22 protein-coding genes are annotated in these 15,534 nt (G+C 66.3%); 12 read left to right on the top strand and 10 right to left on the bottom strand.

Annotated elements, in window-relative coordinates; translation table 11 throughout:
* The first annotated feature begins 101 nt into the window (after positions 1-101).
* The 7 genes from ACWDUN_RS22955 (at position 102) to ACWDUN_RS22925 (ending at position 4,764) form a co-directional block, all read left to right on the top strand.
* Positions 102-548, top strand: a complete 447-nt coding sequence (locus ACWDUN_RS22955) for a helix-turn-helix domain-containing protein (protein ID WP_449932356.1) — start codon at positions 102-104, stop codon at positions 546-548.
* A 52-nt stretch (positions 549-600) separates the two neighbouring features.
* On the top strand, positions 601-1,506 hold the full coding sequence (locus ACWDUN_RS22950) for a hypothetical protein (RefSeq protein ID WP_449932311.1): 906 nt from the start codon (positions 601-603) through the stop codon (positions 1,504-1,506).
* A 28-nt stretch (positions 1,507-1,534) separates the two neighbouring features.
* Positions 1,535-2,461 carry a hypothetical protein gene (locus ACWDUN_RS22945; RefSeq protein ID WP_449932310.1) on the top strand — a complete coding sequence of 309 codons (927 nt, stop codon included), beginning with the start codon at positions 1,535-1,537 and terminating at the stop codon, positions 2,459-2,461.
* 91 nt (positions 2,462-2,552) lie between these two features.
* On the top strand, positions 2,553-3,245 hold the full coding sequence (locus ACWDUN_RS22940) for a hypothetical protein (protein WP_449932309.1): 693 nt from the start codon (positions 2,553-2,555) through the stop codon (positions 3,243-3,245).
* Entirely contained in the window at positions 3,242-4,261 is a 1,020-nt protein-coding gene (locus tag ACWDUN_RS22935; protein ID WP_449932308.1) for a nucleotidyl transferase AbiEii/AbiGii toxin family protein, read from the top strand. Before ACWDUN_RS22940 ends, ACWDUN_RS22935 begins: the two co-directional genes overlap by 4 nt.
* Positions 4,262-4,298: 37 nt before the next feature.
* Entirely contained in the window at positions 4,299-4,487 is a 189-nt protein-coding gene (locus ACWDUN_RS22930; RefSeq protein ID WP_449932307.1) for a hypothetical protein, read from the top strand.
* A gap of 88 nt (positions 4,488-4,575) precedes the next feature.
* Positions 4,576-4,764 (top strand): hypothetical protein, encoded by a 189-nt coding sequence (locus tag ACWDUN_RS22925; protein ID WP_268787199.1) that lies wholly within the window; start codon positions 4,576-4,578, stop codon positions 4,762-4,764.
* 55 nt (positions 4,765-4,819) lie between these two features.
* Here ACWDUN_RS22925 and ACWDUN_RS22920 read toward each other — a convergent pair whose 3' ends face one another.
* From ACWDUN_RS22920 to ACWDUN_RS22895, 6 genes are all read right to left on the bottom strand, one after another.
* Positions 4,820-5,389 carry an HD domain-containing protein gene (locus ACWDUN_RS22920; protein ID WP_449932306.1) on the bottom strand — a complete coding sequence of 190 codons (570 nt, stop codon included), beginning with the start codon at positions 5,387-5,389 and terminating at the stop codon, positions 4,820-4,822.
* Positions 5,390-5,938: 549 nt separating this feature from the next.
* Positions 5,939-6,442, bottom strand: coding sequence for a hypothetical protein (locus ACWDUN_RS22915; RefSeq protein ID WP_449932305.1), 504 nt, complete (start codon positions 6,440-6,442; stop codon positions 5,939-5,941).
* Positions 6,443-6,484: 42 nt separating this feature from the next.
* Complete coding sequence (locus tag ACWDUN_RS22910; RefSeq protein ID WP_449932304.1) at positions 6,485-7,486, bottom strand: alpha/beta fold hydrolase; 1,002 nt, start codon at positions 7,484-7,486, stop codon at positions 6,485-6,487.
* 265 nt (positions 7,487-7,751) lie between these two features.
* Positions 7,752-7,979 (bottom strand): hypothetical protein, encoded by a 228-nt coding sequence (locus ACWDUN_RS22905; RefSeq protein ID WP_449932303.1) that lies wholly within the window; start codon positions 7,977-7,979, stop codon positions 7,752-7,754.
* On the bottom strand, positions 7,970-8,263 hold the full coding sequence (locus ACWDUN_RS22900) for a hypothetical protein (protein ID WP_449932302.1): 294 nt from the start codon (positions 8,261-8,263) through the stop codon (positions 7,970-7,972). The genes ACWDUN_RS22905 and ACWDUN_RS22900 overlap by 10 nt, the downstream gene beginning before the upstream one ends.
* 12 nt (positions 8,264-8,275) lie before the next feature.
* Positions 8,276-8,635: a hypothetical protein gene (locus ACWDUN_RS22895; protein ID WP_449932301.1), complete on the bottom strand. Its 360-nt coding sequence runs from the start codon at positions 8,633-8,635 to the stop codon at positions 8,276-8,278.
* Between the two features lie 94 nt (positions 8,636-8,729).
* Between ACWDUN_RS22895 and ACWDUN_RS22890 the strand changes: the two genes are divergently transcribed.
* The 4 genes from ACWDUN_RS22890 to ACWDUN_RS22875 all read left to right on the top strand — a co-directional run bounded on the left by ACWDUN_RS22890 (position 8,730) and on the right by ACWDUN_RS22875 (position 10,809).
* Complete coding sequence (locus tag ACWDUN_RS22890) at positions 8,730-8,999, top strand: sigma factor-like helix-turn-helix DNA-binding protein (protein ID WP_449932300.1); 270 nt, start codon at positions 8,730-8,732, stop codon at positions 8,997-8,999.
* 64 nt (positions 9,000-9,063) lie between these two features.
* Entirely contained in the window at positions 9,064-9,309 is a 246-nt protein-coding gene (locus ACWDUN_RS22885) for a hypothetical protein (RefSeq protein WP_449932299.1), read from the top strand.
* A 67-nt stretch (positions 9,310-9,376) separates the two neighbouring features.
* On the top strand, positions 9,377-9,811 hold the full coding sequence (locus ACWDUN_RS22880; RefSeq protein WP_449932298.1) for a helix-turn-helix domain-containing protein: 435 nt from the start codon (positions 9,377-9,379) through the stop codon (positions 9,809-9,811).
* Positions 9,812-9,819: 8 nt separating this feature from the next.
* Positions 9,820-10,809, top strand: a complete 990-nt coding sequence (locus tag ACWDUN_RS22875) for a hypothetical protein (RefSeq protein WP_449932297.1) — start codon at positions 9,820-9,822, stop codon at positions 10,807-10,809.
* Between the two features lie 23 nt (positions 10,810-10,832).
* Here ACWDUN_RS22875 and ACWDUN_RS22870 read toward each other — a convergent pair whose 3' ends face one another.
* Positions 10,833-11,702, bottom strand: a complete 870-nt coding sequence (locus ACWDUN_RS22870; protein WP_449932296.1) for an MPT63 family protein — start codon at positions 11,700-11,702, stop codon at positions 10,833-10,835.
* A 237-nt stretch (positions 11,703-11,939) separates the two neighbouring features.
* Between ACWDUN_RS22870 and ACWDUN_RS22865 the strand changes: the two genes are divergently transcribed.
* On the top strand, positions 11,940-12,779 hold the full coding sequence (locus tag ACWDUN_RS22865; RefSeq protein ID WP_449932295.1) for a type II toxin-antitoxin system Phd/YefM family antitoxin: 840 nt from the start codon (positions 11,940-11,942) through the stop codon (positions 12,777-12,779).
* A 9-nt stretch (positions 12,780-12,788) separates the two neighbouring features.
* On the opposite strand, the gene ACWDUN_RS22860 is transcribed toward ACWDUN_RS22865, so the two are convergent.
* The 3 genes from ACWDUN_RS22860 to ACWDUN_RS22850 are packed head-to-tail and all read right to left on the bottom strand — an operon-like array spanning position 12,789 to position 15,506.
* On the bottom strand, positions 12,789-14,246 hold the full coding sequence (locus ACWDUN_RS22860; RefSeq protein WP_449932294.1) for a hypothetical protein: 1,458 nt from the start codon (positions 14,244-14,246) through the stop codon (positions 12,789-12,791).
* Between the two features lie 34 nt (positions 14,247-14,280).
* Positions 14,281-14,925, bottom strand: a complete 645-nt coding sequence (locus ACWDUN_RS22855; RefSeq protein WP_449932293.1) for an RES family NAD+ phosphorylase — start codon at positions 14,923-14,925, stop codon at positions 14,281-14,283.
* Entirely contained in the window at positions 14,922-15,506 is a 585-nt protein-coding gene (locus ACWDUN_RS22850) for a helix-turn-helix domain-containing protein (RefSeq protein ID WP_449932292.1), read from the bottom strand. The genes ACWDUN_RS22855 and ACWDUN_RS22850 overlap by 4 nt, the downstream gene beginning before the upstream one ends.
* Between the last annotated feature and the right edge of the window lie 28 nt (positions 15,507-15,534).

Here is a 15,534-nt window from a genome sequence, read left to right as displayed (position 1 = left end):
TACCCGTGAACTATTACGCTAGCATGCAGCTGTATGTGGTGCCATCATCCAAACTTTCCATCCATGGCCCGCACTGCCACACCCACACCACTGGCACCACAATGAGCCGACGCGTCATGCGGGGCTTCGATCCCGAGGACCTCATCCGAGCCCGAACCTCGGCCGGCCTCAGCCGCCAAGACCTCGCCCGCCTCTCCCGCACCGGCCGCGCCACCATCGACAACTGGGAAAACGGCAAAGCCACACCCCAGATCGACGCACTGGTCCGCGTCGCAGCAGTCCTCAACCTCACCCCCGAGTCCTTCATCAAACTCCCCCCCGACCAGCGCTACCCCGGCGACTGGCGCGTAATCCGAGGATTCACCCAGCCCCAACTGGCCGCGGCGACCGCGCTGAGCACCACCACCATCGGCGCCATCGAACGCGGCGAAGTCGCCCTCAGCGACTCCAACGCTGCAACCATCGCCGCCATCCTCGACCTCACCCCCGCCGCCTACCGCGCCGCCTACGAACGCGCCCGCACACGCCCACCCGGAACACCCGCATAACTTCCCGAGCACCCACTTCTCGAAGTTCCCAACATCGCGATACCTTTGACTCATGCATCCCGTTGACGCTGCCCTCCAGCAGGCGCGCCAGCTACTAGGCACCCTGACCCCGCCCGAGCTGACCCCACCAGCCTATGGCGGGCAGATCAGCACACCCGACGCCTGGACCGGACCAGCCGCCGAGCGCGCCGGCACCGTCCACGCCGACCTCGACACCAACCGCGACAACCTGCGCGTTGCCCACCGGAGCGCCGCCACCGCAGTCGCCACGGCTAACCGACTCTCCGAAGAAGCCCGCACCGGCCTCACCGCAGTCGAGGCCTCATGGCAGCAGGACAAGGCCATCCTCGGCCCTCTGGCCGACACCCCCACCGGCCAAATGGCGCTGCTCCAGGCAGGACAACTGCGCATCACCGAAGCAACCCAGCTCATCGAGCAGACCGCCACCCAATACCAGACCATCGCCGAGCAGCTCGCCGCCGCTACCGCCGAGCTCCCCCACAACGTCGAGAACCCATCCGCAACCCAGGCCGTCGACTTCAAAACGGACAAACCCGACACGGACGGCCCACCCGACAAGCGCAGCATGCCCATCCTCACCGAACCCGGTGCCCTCGGCCCACCAGGAACCATGGGCAGCGCCGGCACCCCCAACTGGATCGAGATCGGCCAAGACACCGGCATCTGGCTGCCCGACGACGAACTCGACGGCCTGCAGGTCACCGAACCAGGCGGCCTCGGCCCCTCCTCGCCCTACGGCACCCCCGGCTGGGTCGAACTGCTCCCCGACTCCGGCTACTGGCTCCCCAAAGACCAGCTCCCCGACAACGCCATCTACCAAACCCCCGGCAGCCTGGGCCCACCCGGCACCATGGGCTCAGCCACAACACCCGACTGGGTCGAATGGATCCCCGGGTCGGGAATCTGGCTTCCCGACGACAAACTCCGCAGCCCGTAGCACCCCGACGCAGCGAGTCCGAACCACCATGCGAACCGGGAGCTACTACCACGGCGGAGTGCCCGGCAAGCAGCCCGGTGACCGCATCGTCCCCGCCGCGCACCTCGGCCTCGACTACTCGACTGCTTACTCCTGGGCACCAGGGACGCTGCCCCAGATTCCCCGCTACCGCCCAGACCTCGTGTATTTCACCACTCATCTCGGCGTCGCGCGCGGGTACGCCGCCCGCTACATGAACAGCCAGAGCGAAGCCGAGCCGGGTGACGTCTATCGCGTCGTTGTGCCTGGCCCAATTGAGCCCGACCCGGATTTCGATCACCCCAGAACCGGGGGAATCTACGGCACCAGCCGGACACCGGTGACCGTCGAGGCAGTCGTGCAACGCGGCGTCGCGCTCACGCTGCGCCAGCAGAACGAGGTCGCGTGGCCCTACCGGATGTTCTACGCCAACTTCGAAGAGATCCACGACCAGGACGGCACCGTGCTCGCCTCCACCGAGATGCGCCTGCACGGCGCGACCGACGAGTACCTCAGACTCCTGCCCAAGTGGATGGACGCCAGCGAGTTCGGCAACGGCGGCAGACTCTGGTCACCGGGTCGCCCTGGCGGCTCCTGGGCAACGCCCGATGAGGTTCTCGACATTCTGGCTCACCTCGCCCTCGACACCGGCCCACACCTCATCAGCGGCAACAACATCAGGGTCGCGCGGTTCGTCGAGCGCGACTCCGGCACTCCCATCCTGTTCGGCACTCTCCAATGCCGCGAATGCAGCGCACAGTTCGCCGATCCAACAGGCCGGCTGAGCCGACAACACGTCCTCGACGCTGCAGTGCACCAGGCAGGCCCCAACCTGCGCGTGATCGCCCAGTTCAACGGCGGACTGGACGGATACCTGCCTGCTCTACGCCGGCGCCACCCGGCCCGCTGGACCTGGACCGCGACACCCACACCGTGATGCAACCCTGCATCACGTGCCCCGGCGACCACACCACCAACAGCAGCCCTGAGCTACCCAATTGATACCACATCAGGGTATCTTTAAGAGCATGTCCGGGATGCGTGACGCCGAACTCGCGCTGGCCGTGGAAGCGGCCGGCCAGTGGGGCATGTTCACCGCAGCCCAGGCCACCCGCCTCGGCATGACCCGAAAACGCATCACCCAGCTCTGCGCCGCCGACCGCATCCACCACACCGACACCCGCGCGGTCTACCGCTTCGCCGGCGCACCCACCGAGATCACCCTCGACGCCGTCCGAGCTACCTGGCTAGCCCTCGAACCCTCCCACTTCGCCGGCGAACGACTCGACGCGCTACGCGCCGGCACACCAGGCCCACTGGCATCCCACCTCACCGCCGCCCACTACCTCTATGAACTGGGAACACTGCAGCCCGACCACCTCGACTACACCGTGCCCACACCCCGGCGCACCAACAACCCCTGGATCCGATTTCACGTCCCCCGACAGTGGCCACCCTGGCGACTCGTCGCCGGCATCCCCACAACCACCATCGCCCAGACCATCGCCGACCTCTACGCCGACGGCATCGACGCCGGCCACCTCGGCGACATCCTGCGCGACACGCTCACCCGAGCCCTCGCCAACATCGCCGACCTCACCGACGCCCTCGACCCACTCACCAACGGCGCCGGCCGAGACACCATCGAACACGCCCTCACCGTCGTAGGCGCCCCCGCCCACCTCATCGCCGCCAACGAACTCCTCTTCACCGGCCGATGACCTGGACCAGCGAATACCGCACCAAGCAAGCATTCTGGGTCGCGCTACGCACCCGAGCGACCCGCCACGCACGCACCACCCAACCACCGCAACCCTCACACGAACTGTTGCGCCAGTTCGTCATTCAACGATTCATGGCGCGCGTATTCAACGCCAACGAACCACCCTGGGTAGTCGCCGGCGGCATCGGAATGCTCATCCGCGTCCCCGGAGCCCGCGCGACCCGAGACCTCGACCTCACCGCCACCGAGCCCGGGCGCAGCGACCGCCACCAGGTCCTCGACGACATCGCCACCCACACCGGCCTCAGCGACCTCGACCCTTTCGACTACACCGTCGACACGGCTGAACCGTTCACCGGAGTCATGAACGGCACCAAACTGCGCATCACCGCCACCATCGGCGCCGACCGCGCCGCGGTGTTCGCCGTGGACGTCGCCGCCGACACCATCCCCATCAGCGACATCGAGCGCCGCCAACCCAATCCGATAGTCCCCGACGTCAAAGGCATGTCGCCCCTACCAGCCGTCCCGCTCTATCCACTGGCAAGCCAACTCGCCGACAAGATCATCGGCGTCATGTACCGCGACACGACAGGACGATCCACCAACCGCTACCGCGACCTCGTCGATCTCACCCTCTACGCCGGCGCCGTCGACATCAATGGTGATGCCCTGCGCACCGCCCTAGACCGCCGCGCACAAACCCGAAACCAGCCGCCCCCCACCACCATCGACATACCCGCCGACTGGTCCACTGGCTACACCCGCATTGCCACCACCACCTCACTGCCCGAACCCCTACGCCACCTCGACAGCGCCGCCGATACCGTCAGCGCCTGGCTGAACCCACTACTGTCCGGAGACCTCGACACCGGCTACACATGGGACCACCACGCCGGCGCGTGGCGCCCACCAGATCGCGGACCCACAGTGCCGGGACAGGTTTGGGTACGCCCTCACACCAGAGACGGCCGCCCGATCACCGATCACTACCGCCGCCGCCCGCAACGCTGACCCAACCTTGTCGGCACCCGAGAGCACAATCACAGCCGTGAGCGAAACCCACTTCACCCGCCAGCCCCGCAAACACACCGCCGCCACCATCGCCGACTTCACGATCCTCGTCCGCGTCCCCAGAAACCCCTCAGCGATCAAGGTTTTCACCGAAGCAGAACGCCCCGAAGCAGCCGCCTACGCCGCCGAGACCGGCGGCACCATCGAGCCTCTACTGCAGACATAACCGCACCGATCAGCTCCTCTTGAGAAGCCACCGCCGCGCCCGCATAGTCGCATCAACGTCCATCAACCGGCAGCAAGGAACGGCGACGATGATCGAGCAACTCGTCCACGACATCGAACCAGGCGACTACCTACCCGAATTCGGCGCCACCGTCACAGCCATAGACATCGTCGTCGACCACCCGGGGTGCGAGAACGCCTCCATCACATTGTCCGACGGCAGGACGATGCACCTCGCGGGACTCGACGACATCACCGTCGCGCCCGCACCCGCCTAACAGCAGCTTCCGGCCACGGCCTTCCCACCACACTCGCCCTAAAGCCCATGCCACACTACACTTCCCGAGCTGCCTCCAGGATCCGACCAGACTGCGCGACAAGCATCGGAGCTGACTGTGCAACGGCGCGATGAACCGGATGGTCAGCCGGGTACCGGGCGAGGACCTCGCTGAGGCGGCCAGCGGGATCCACCGGCGCGCCGTCGGGACCATTGCACAGATCCGCGCAGCTCAGGATCGCCAGACTTGTTTCATCAGGCTCGGGGTAGCCCGCCAGCGCGTCTGACAGACCTCGTTCGCGAGCTTCGAAGACGGCGCCGGTGTGATGAGCGACCAGAGCTACCACCTCGGCTGCAACCTGCCCCGTTCCCGACAACCCCGCCAGGTATGCGGCCCCATCAAGCGGATGGAAACCCGTATCAATCAGGCGCGGGGAGTATCCGATGTCGTGCAGCCACGCAGCGCACACGATCTCATCGACAGCTCCCGGTGAAAGACGGCTCGCCAGACCCGCAGCAGTCTTCGCCACCGCCACTGTGTGAGACCACCGACGGGGCAGCGCTTCCGCGAGCAGGCCCGCCGCGAGCTGGCGCGCCCCCTCGACACCCAGGATGTCTACATGCATGCCATCTATCCGATCTGCCCACTCCGGACGCTTGCTCTCACTCACACTGATTCGGCGATCCGCCTTACGATTCAATAGCACCCGCTGCCGGCCTTCTCCGAACTGGCGTTCCGCCTTCCCCCGTATGCCTCCGCACCGTCGCATCTCCAAGAACCGGCATCTCACGGCCGCAATACGAACAGATCCCGCGCGGATTGGCGTAGCTGCCCGGCAAATCCAGACGCACTACAGACGGCGGAGTACGACTGCCCACGCACCACCTCGAAGACGACGAATCTCCGGGACTGACGCGCAGCTTCACGCCGTACCGCCCTGGCCCATACGAGTCGTAATCCGTTGGCTCAACGCAGTATCCGAGCGCCCGCAACCGCGCCTCGACCACACACGCGTTTCCACCAGAGTTCAGATGCAGGATTACCGAGCCGCCCGCCTCGCGCGTCAACCCGATGACCGCATCCGCTGCATGGTGGCCGAGCCGCTGCGAGATCGCCTCGGCAACATGGCGCTCTACGTGCCGAGACTGCACCTGCCGTACCGGCACCACCGTTCTCATTGAGCGGGCTCACCTTCACTCGGCCAATGGGCACACAGGTCGACGAACTGGCGAACCACCGCTGCCAGATCGTTGGCCGCGCCTGCTTCGGCGGCACCATCACCTGATGCGGCCGCGCTGGAGAAGCGTCTTTCTGCCTGACCGAGAGCCCTGATATAGCCGTCCAGGGTCGACAGAATCCGTTCAATTCCGTCGGGTGGTTGCGCTGTCCGCGGTGGGCGTGGACGTTCGATAACTGGTGGGTCCATCGCGTCGACCGCCGCGTTCAACTCGGCGTCCGTCGGGTCCCCACAGAAGCGCCAGAACACATCTCGGCATTCAGCGCCACGGCGGATCCGCTCGACGACTCCCAATCGATCGAGGGCGCACAGTTGCGGATAGATGCGGTAGCCAGTCTCGTCGTAGCGGCGGGCGCCCAACAGCTCGCAGACGCGGCGAGTCGATACCGGCAGCGGCCACTCAGTGCGTAGCGCGGCGAGGATCTGGTCTCGGATGGCCACGGTCCGCGCAGACGGCCTACCCACGAGGGCTCCGCTCGACGGTCATGACGCAGCACCTGCCATCGTCGGAGCGGCCGCAGTGGTCGCACCCGCGGCGTTGTCGTGCTCGGTCGCGCTATCGATGTTCATCGCGCGGCGGATCGCCTGGTGCAGCACATGCGGGGCCTCCTGGGGCAACATGTGGCCAGCGCGAGGAAGATGCACGTGTCGAGCGCCAGGAATTCCGCCAGCCAGGTCGCGCCCATGTGCTGGCGGTGTCAGCGGGTCTGCACCTCCGCTGATCACGACGGTGCGGGCCCGGATTGATCCCAAGACCCGATACTGATCGTAATCGCGAAGAGCCGGCAGGAATCCGACCGCGGTGGCCAAGGTGACGGTGCTGAGCGCATCCATTGCAAGCGCAGCCAACGTTGCTGCCGGCGGATTGCGTCGCCATCGGCGCAGAGTCACGCACAGAGGGCTGAGCATCGCCTTCATGGCCTGCTCAGGGACGTGCTCTGCCGCACCACGCAGTGCCGCGGTGGCGGGAGTCCCCAACAGTTGGCCCAGGCCGCGGCAGCAGAGCTTTCCAGCTGCGCTAGCCGCCAGTACAAGCCCGACAGGATCGATGGGCCTGCCGGAAGCGGGGCGAGCGAGATAACCCAGTGCGGTCATCCCACCCATGGAGTGCCCGACCAACGTCGTCGGACCAGCCACACGCGCCGCTTCCAGCACCAGTGCCAAGTCCTCAGCCAGCCGGTCGATGCTGTAGGTGTTCATCGGCGCGTGCTGCGAGCGCCCGTGTCCACGGTGGTCGTAACTGATGATCCGGATCGCCGGGCCGTACCGACGCACAAGGCGGTCGATGTGCAGCGACCAGGTCAGCTGCGAAAGACATAGTCCATGCAGGAAAACCACGGTGTGCGTTGCGGCGTTGGAGCCGGTGTCACGAACTGCGAGTGCGACACCATCATCTGTTGTGACGGTGAGCTCGCGAGTGGTCGGCAATGCTGAACCCGACAGAGGAGATCGCGCATTCACGAATGGCTTCGTCCGCTGAATCATGCTGCACTCCCCCATCATTGGGCGCATCGGACAGGGTCACCGTCGCGGGGTGACCCCTTGGTGAGCTGCGCAAATCTCATGCTAAGGAGTGTTCGGTGCACTATTCCAGAGGAGCTCTCCCGCTCGCCTGGGACCGGGCCTTGGTGGCGCGCAGCCGATCGACGTCGAGCGACGTGACGGTGCGGGAAGTTCGAGCAAGCGCCTCGACTCGATACGCGCCGGCGCGTCGGAATCGAACCTAGGGACGGGCCGCGCGCTTCTGCACTTAGCTGGCGGGGAGTTTCACGCAGGAGGCAATTTTGTAGCCATAGTCGGCTGGTTTTTCGCCGTCGTTGGACGCCCAGGATGTTGCCTGGTCGGCGAGCGTTACCGCTTCGGCGCGGGTGCTGGCGGTGCCGATCAGTTCGGGGTCACTGACGTCGCCGCACCCTTTGCGGTGGATGCTGCCGTATCCGGCGCGGCCGTCTTCCCCGAATTCGATGACTAGCTCCATTGTGTCCTCATCAAGTCTTCCATAGCCACTTCATACGGCGCGTAGGTCCGGATCTCGGACTCGATGCCGGTTGTCTTGTCGCAGAGAATTATTCGCGCTTCGCCACCGTTGCGCGAGACTCGGCGTGCCGCGATGGTCGCAGCTTCTTCGGTTGCGTGCGCCGATGTTCCGTCGATAGGTCGCGAGGTGTCGATGGTGTAGCTATCCGGTCGCGTTTCGTCGTCGCTGAAGGTCTTTGTGCCGTCGTGGTGAAAGTACACTTTCCAAGGCCGTTGGTGATTCACGGGCAACCTGCTTTACGTGCAGGCCTGCGCGGCCAGCGCGCGGCGGTAGTTGGGCCACCGCAAGAGCTCATCTCTGGCGGCCGCCAGTGCCGCGTGCACGTTGCTGAACTGCCACCCTGGCTGGCCAGCCAGTGTTTCGAGGGACATGTAATAGCCGCTTGCGCTGTAGGTTTCGCGGTCACCGGGCCTGACCACGATCCGCAGCGTCCCGTCGTCGTAAACATGCTGAACGCCCCAGTGGAAGGTCCGAGGTCCGTGGTCGATCTGGCCGTCACCTGTGATGATCGGCCCGTCGACCGTCTGGGTTAGCTCGTAGGTGGCGAACCCGAACGGGACGCTCCAGCTCGACTGGCATGGCGTGAGTGCTTCCACGTGGAGATCCTCTCTCGGTGGTCCGACACGGCGACAATGCCAAATCCGGTTGGCATTGTCAAGTGCTATTGGCCAACTGCGTTATGCTTTACAGGTGGACGACCTCGACGCCGCCCTAACCCGCCTCTCCGACGCCCAGCAGGCAACGAAACACGCACGACAAACCCTGCACGCCGTCATCCGCCAGATGATCGCTCAAGGCCCACGCGGCACCCAGGCCGAGATCGCGAAAAGGACCGGCTACACGCGAGAGCGCATCCGGCAGATCGTCCGCGACGGCGCACCCGCCCCGGCGAATCGCGCCGCCGAAGAAAACCGGACCGACACCGGAGACCCCTCTCCCCCGCCAATGGCCACGCCCTAACTTAGGGCGTAGGATGGAGCCGCGGGCAGGCATAAGGCCACACCCCACCGGAAGGACCACCATCATGACCGCGACAGCAACCGTATCCGCCGAAGCCCCCAGCTACGCCGCTGACGGCTCCCGCGGCTACACGCTCACTATCACCGACGGACCCCGCCACACCACAGGATGGATCCGCATCGGCGACGACGGGCACACGGTCTACTGCACCATCGACGGCGCGCCGTGGCGGCCCGTTGGATCGGTCGACAAGGGTCTGACACCGGCCTGGGTCGCGACACATGCCGACGCCATCCTGAATCACCGCTGACCTCCCCTATGTCCGACGCGGCGGGCATCCACAACCCCGGGGGACATGAGTAAGGAACTCGCCCAGCATGACACCCGCTGACTTCAAGACGATCCGCGAGTCACTTGGATTATCAGCCCAGTGGCTCGCCGACGCCGTGGGCGTCGACCAGCGCACAGTGCGACGCTGGGAGGACGGTGTCCTGCCTCTGCGTACCGATGTCGTCGCTCTGCTCACTCAGCTCGACAAGCAGATGGACGCCGATGTCACCGCCGAGCTTGCTCGCATCACTGCCGAGCTCGCCCCGGGCCAGCGCGCCACTGATGTCGACCGGCTGCTGGCCTCATTGCCCCCTCAAAGTTGGCCCACCACAACCGTCCCCCGCGTTGACACCGACGTCGACGATCCATCCACGACGGGACGTCCGCTGCCCGCCGCGTTCTACCGCGCGGCGGCCGGACGACTCCGATGGGCGCTGGATGGTCGCCTGCGAATCACCTACACAGCCGCTACCGGCAGCTAGGAAACTTGATGTCTCACTTCACAATCACCCATATGCAGTCCGGGCCGGAGGACCTGGGCACGCAGCTGCCCCGTACCGGGTCGACTGTGCGTCTGTTCGCCGGTGACACCTACTACGCGACCCTCGACGAACCGGTGTACTTCCGCCCAGATGAAGCGTTCCCCCTCGACCGCTGTGACCCTGATTTGCTCGGCCACGATGATCACGGCCCTTACCTGTGGATCACCGACGTCGTTGTGCACCCGCACACGCCCGGGCAGCGCCCGCACCGCGGGATGACCGACTTCCCCATGGCCCTGTCGTACGTCCTGGACCCGACCGCGGTGTCCGACGACACATTGGACGCCACCAAGACCGCGGTCGTGGCCGTCGTCCTGATCGACGACGCCCCGACCGCCGGACAGCCCAACGATCAGGATGCCACCTCGACCGCCGGCACGCTGCCACAGCAACCCGCACCCGCAGCGCCCGACCAGCACATCGTCGATGCCGCGCCGACACCTGAACAGGCCCGGACGGACCCCGAGCGGCCGGCAGCGTCCCTGCAACAGCAGATCGACCACATCAAGGCTCAGTTGGTCACCGTCGCCGGAGCACCGCTGCCCCTAGACCACGCGACCCCCACGCATGTGCGTCCCGACACCGAAGATCATCACAGCGGGCCGTGCTACAGCATCGTCACAGTCGGTCCTACCGAGACTCTGTACCGCTACCGCACCCGAACCTTCCCGCACGGCACCGTTACTCGGGAGACGACCGCAGTCGACGAGCTGCTGTACTGGATCGCCGACGACCTCGCCCGTACCACGGCGTGGCGCCGGGCGAGTGCCTCACCGGCTGCCGCCACTATGGCCGAAGCGGAACGGTTGCGACTCATCGCAATTCCGCTGTGGCACAGCTACATGTTCGCGATCCGCAAGGACTGGGGTTACCTGACCAGCCAGGCCACCGCTGAGGCCACCAGGAACAACAAAGAGCCCGTCCCCCACGCCGTCTGAACGCCTCTCGCCGGCACCGCGCGTTAGGCGCCCGGTGAGGGCGCCACCACGGCAGAGGTTCCGGGCTCCTCGGCCGGCAACGGCGTGCCGGCACTTGGCCCGGGCGCCGGTCCTGACCCCTGCCCGGCAGGCTGCGTCCCAGCGACGCTGGGCTCAGGGGTCACCGTCGGCACCTCTGCTGCGCCGTCACCTGCCGGCAGCGGAGTGCCCTCGCTGCCACCCTCGATCGGGGTGCCCTGGCTGCCGCCCTCGACGGGGACGACCGCGCCGTCGGTGACCGGCGTGACCGCTTCCGCGGCCTCGCCCGCGGGCACCTCTTCTGCCTCGGCGCCCGCCGGCTCAGCAGCCGCCGCGCCGCCCGCACCGGAACCCGAGGACGCGGCCGATCCCGACCCGGACCGCGCCGCCGGCTGCTGCGGCGCCGGCGGCGGCTGCACCCACACCGCCAGATCCGGCCCGCCCGCGTTGTACACCACACTGTCGGGAGCGTCGCCGGTGACATCGAAATAGATTGTGCCTGTGGTGCTTTCGCCCTGGCCGAGGGTGGATGGGTTCACGCCCTGCGGCGTGGCTACACCGAACAGCACCCGGTAGGTCTGCCCACTCCGGGCCCGGGCGTTGAAGTTGGACACGATCGGGATGACCGATCCTTCGACTGCGGTGTCCGTCGCGGTGGCCTCCCACAGCGTCCCGGCTACCGGGTACGGGATCACGTCGCTGCTGGGCTTGAGGTCGGCCACGGTCCACTCCTGCACCACGGTGCCGTTGACGAGCTCAGCGCCGGCGCCGAAGTGGTGAATCACCGCCTCCTCGGCCCCCGCACTGGGAGCCACCGCCACACCAGCCACGGCGACACCGGCCAGAGCGACCAACGTCATTCCGACGTTCTTCATGTTCCCGACCCTTTCGTTCTCTGTGCGCTGCAGATAAGTGCAGCTAATCATCTCCGTCCGGCAGGCTACCAGCGTGTACGCGGATCACCGCCCCCGTGACGGGACTTCGGCGGCAGGTTCCGCTGTCGACCCGCCGGCACCGTGTCCCGATACTTCGCCACACATGAATACGCCGCACCGTACGTTGCGCCGTACGTTATAGGTGATGTTCTCCTGTACGTCTGATAGTCTTCGGGCATGAAAGTTGATCTTGAGCGCATGCTGCGAGCCTCCGATGTACGAACCCATTTCAGCGCGGTTCTCGACGACGCAGCGAACGGAAAAGTCACCCACGTCATCCGGGAAGGCCAAGTCGTCGCCCATATCGTTCCCGCAGACAAGAAGGTCGTGCCCGCGAACGCACTAGTCCACGACAACAACGAACTACTGGTAATGATGCGAGCAACATTGGACAGCGAGGCCGACTGGCTGGCCACCGACGTCGGACGATCCGGGTTCCATCAAGCCGGCGACTCGATCGGCAGAGTCCTCGGATGGATCTGGGACTGCGACCCAGAAGAAGCTGTTCACTGGTTCGCCCAGTACAGCATTGCCGTCACCGAACAGTTCGAACGCCGCCAGTGGGCCCGACCCCCGCTCGCCCCTCTCTGGCGGGCTCTATCGATCGCATTGGGTGTTCGCCTGACCAAAGACGAGATCTCCGATTACGAACAGGCCGTCCGCGCCCACCTCAGCGACTACTCAAACCCGTTCAGCTCCGAAGAGATCGCCGGACAGGCCCGCCTCCGACGCGGGGACGATCCGTGGCCCGACACCACCGTCTCCGGACTCGGATGGGCGAAAAAGCGGTGGAGCGCAGTGACCGTCGGCGAGTTCGTACCCAACCCGGAAAGGGGTTTCGAGCTCGGGATCGACGACGCGGACTGGTGCCGCGTCACCTCACTTCACGAGACCGGGGACGACATCAGCGTTGGGCTACTCCGCGCCGATGGCTCCGAGTTCGAGCATCACTTGCCCAACGGCGAATCGTTGGTCCCGTTCCAACAGAACGGACCATTCCGATGGGGCATCCGATAACGGTGCGGCTCAATCCTCTTGGTCGTCGGCGTCGGCCGCACCGGTGATCAGATGTGCCCACACCGCAGCCAACGCGACGTATGGACCAACAGCTGCACGGCGCGCTCCAGGCACTTGCGAACTCAGACCCACAGGCGGATAGAGGTCGAACGAGTCGTGCCTTCCCAGCCACACCCTGCTGTCGGCGTCATAGGTCGCGGTGACCGTCGCGCCGGTGTGCTCGAACGACAACTCCCAGTCCCCGCCGAGATCGCCGAAAAGAGTCGCTGTTTCGGTCTGCCGCCCAGGACCGATCAGCTTCACTCCGTCCTCGCCGTCCAGATCAGAGACGGTGATGAACTCCCAGTCGTCGAGCTCTTCGAACCGCAGCCATTGGTAGGCGTCGTAGGTGTCGCGGAAACGCCGATCAGCGGCACTGTGCTCGGCCGCACCGACCTGTTCGATATCGAGCACCGTTTCGTCGCGCAGCACCGCCCGAAACGGCACGCGCACCACTCTGTCGAACATCGTGACCGAGTCGAACAGCGTGTTCCCGTCGTTGTCGAACACGCGGCCTTCTACGCGGACATCAGCGAACAGGCGCACCGTGTAGGACACCAGCGTGTCCTCACCATCAGCCTCCACCGACACCTCACCGACATCGATGAGCAGCGCCCCCGGCGCGAGGACCGCCTCAGGCTCTAGAAGGTTCTCGATGTCGTCGCGGCTGGCCCGCTCGTCGGAGCCCACGGCCACGTCGTCGACCGCGATCCACTCCGGGGGCGGGCCGTGCCGGTCGTCGGCCTCCCAGCTATCAGCTTGCAGCGAGAGCAAATAGGTTGCGACGACGCGCTGCGCGGTATGGGCATCGATCGCCGGCTCAGGATGCACCCGCGGGTACGGGAAGAACTCGTCGAAGGTCTGCCGGCTACCGTTCCACACCTTGACCTGGGCCTCGGCGTGTCCCATGGCAGTCGTGGTGGCCCAGATGTCCTTGCCGTTCCTCGACGCGAACACGATCCTCCCGGGGCCCTCGACGCGCGCGAGTGCGTCGCGCACCCACGACGAGTCCGACGCTCCCGTGCGAACTTTCGCGTCCACACTGCCGGGTCCGGTCCCGAGGATCTGATCTCGGATGCCGGCGATCGCCGCGTCACCGGTCATCTCCAGCACCGTCACGTTCGGGATCGCGCGGCACACCCGCTCTATGGATTCGGCGAGGTCGGCTGCGTCGCTGGAGGGCAGCTCCTGCGCCGCCACAAGGCCGGCGTCCTGGGCCGCCTTGTAGGTGGTCCGCAGCGCGGCGACATCCGGCTTGGCGTGCGCTGCCCACTCGAAAACTATCTGCCGCGGGATCCACAATTCGAACCCTCGTTTCCCGAGGTCCTGGGCAAGCCGCGACACCGACTGTGTCCGAAACTTGCCCTTGTCGAACAGCGACGCATCAAGCACCGCCGCAACGGGCCGCTCGCCGGATCCAGTCTCCACGCCACGATCATCGCATCCCGGCCCGCACGCGCCTTCACAGAAGCTGGTAGCCCAGCTGCCGCGCTGCCGTGGCGATCCGCACCGCCATACCGGGATGGTTCAACGGCAGCGACAGCACTGGACGCGACGGCATCGCTGGCACCGCAGGCACGAATAGCGCGACACAGTGGCGGCCCGAGAAGCGACTGTTGTAGAGCACGCCGTCGACATCGGGAAAGGCATCGGCGATCCGGCGAGCCCAACGCTGGGTGATCGAGTGCGGCCCGGTCGAAAGGGCGAATGTGCCGCCGGCTCGTGTCGGCCACGATCCGGCACTGTCGGCTGCCAGATCGAGCAGCCGCAGCTCCCGTGTGAACCGCAGCGCCGTCAGGTAGGGCGCACCGCGGAACCGGTCGATGGTGCGGTCAGCCTGGAATGACTCGGCCAGCGCCGCAAGCGGTTCGGCGGCGCCGTACCACACCCCGATCCCGGGGTGATCCCCGACCGGCAGTGGGTGCGGGTCGAACCGAAGACGCGGCCCGTTCTCGCGGAACGCATTCCAGGCCAACACATGTGCCCCGCTGGTGCGGTGGACACGCCACCACAGCTGGTCGGTGGGCGAGGACCGGTACTCGTTGTCGCGGATCCCGATGGCGCGCAGCTCGGCAAGCGGTGGGGGGCCGGGCAGGCGTGCGGTCACACGGTGTACCAGTCGACGTTGGCTGCGGCAGCTGCGGCCTTGTCCACTTCGCCGCCGTCGCGCAGCCATTCGATCACTGTCCTGGGGCGCTCATGGAAAAGGTCCGGTTGCGGGGTTCGCAGGAAGCCGGCCACGGCCACCGGATGCAGGTCGGCGGGCAGCTGCTTGAGCACCTGGTCGAGGCCGCGGACCTGCCGGGTGGGGCCGCCATCATCGCCGGTTTCAAACTGCAGGATCGGGAAGACCCAGGTCTGGCCGTCTGGGATGGCCCACAGCTCGCCGGCGAGGCGTTTCTGACGCACCCGGGAGGCGCTGATTCCCAGGCCGGAGGCGACCTCGTCGACGGTGTAGGCAGTGACCGCCAGACGCGCTACTTCGCCGGCGACCTCGGTGCCGGCGGCCACGAACGCGTCCGGGTCTTCAACCAAGCCCGCCTCGTCGAGGAGTCGGGCTGTGTCTTCGGCAAGGGATGCCGCCCAGGGGCGGGTGATGGGTAGAAATTTCAGTGCGTCGACGAACTGGGTCGTCGAGATCTCGAATCGTTCCTGCAGCAGCTTCTCCAGCTCGTCGGTCGTTGACACAACTCCACTCTCCTAACGTCAATTAACG

This window comes from Mycobacterium sp. NPDC003323 (assembly GCF_053589535.1).
The sequence above is the reverse complement of the archived record's forward strand: the minus strand, read 5'-3'. Positions and strand labels throughout refer to the sequence as shown.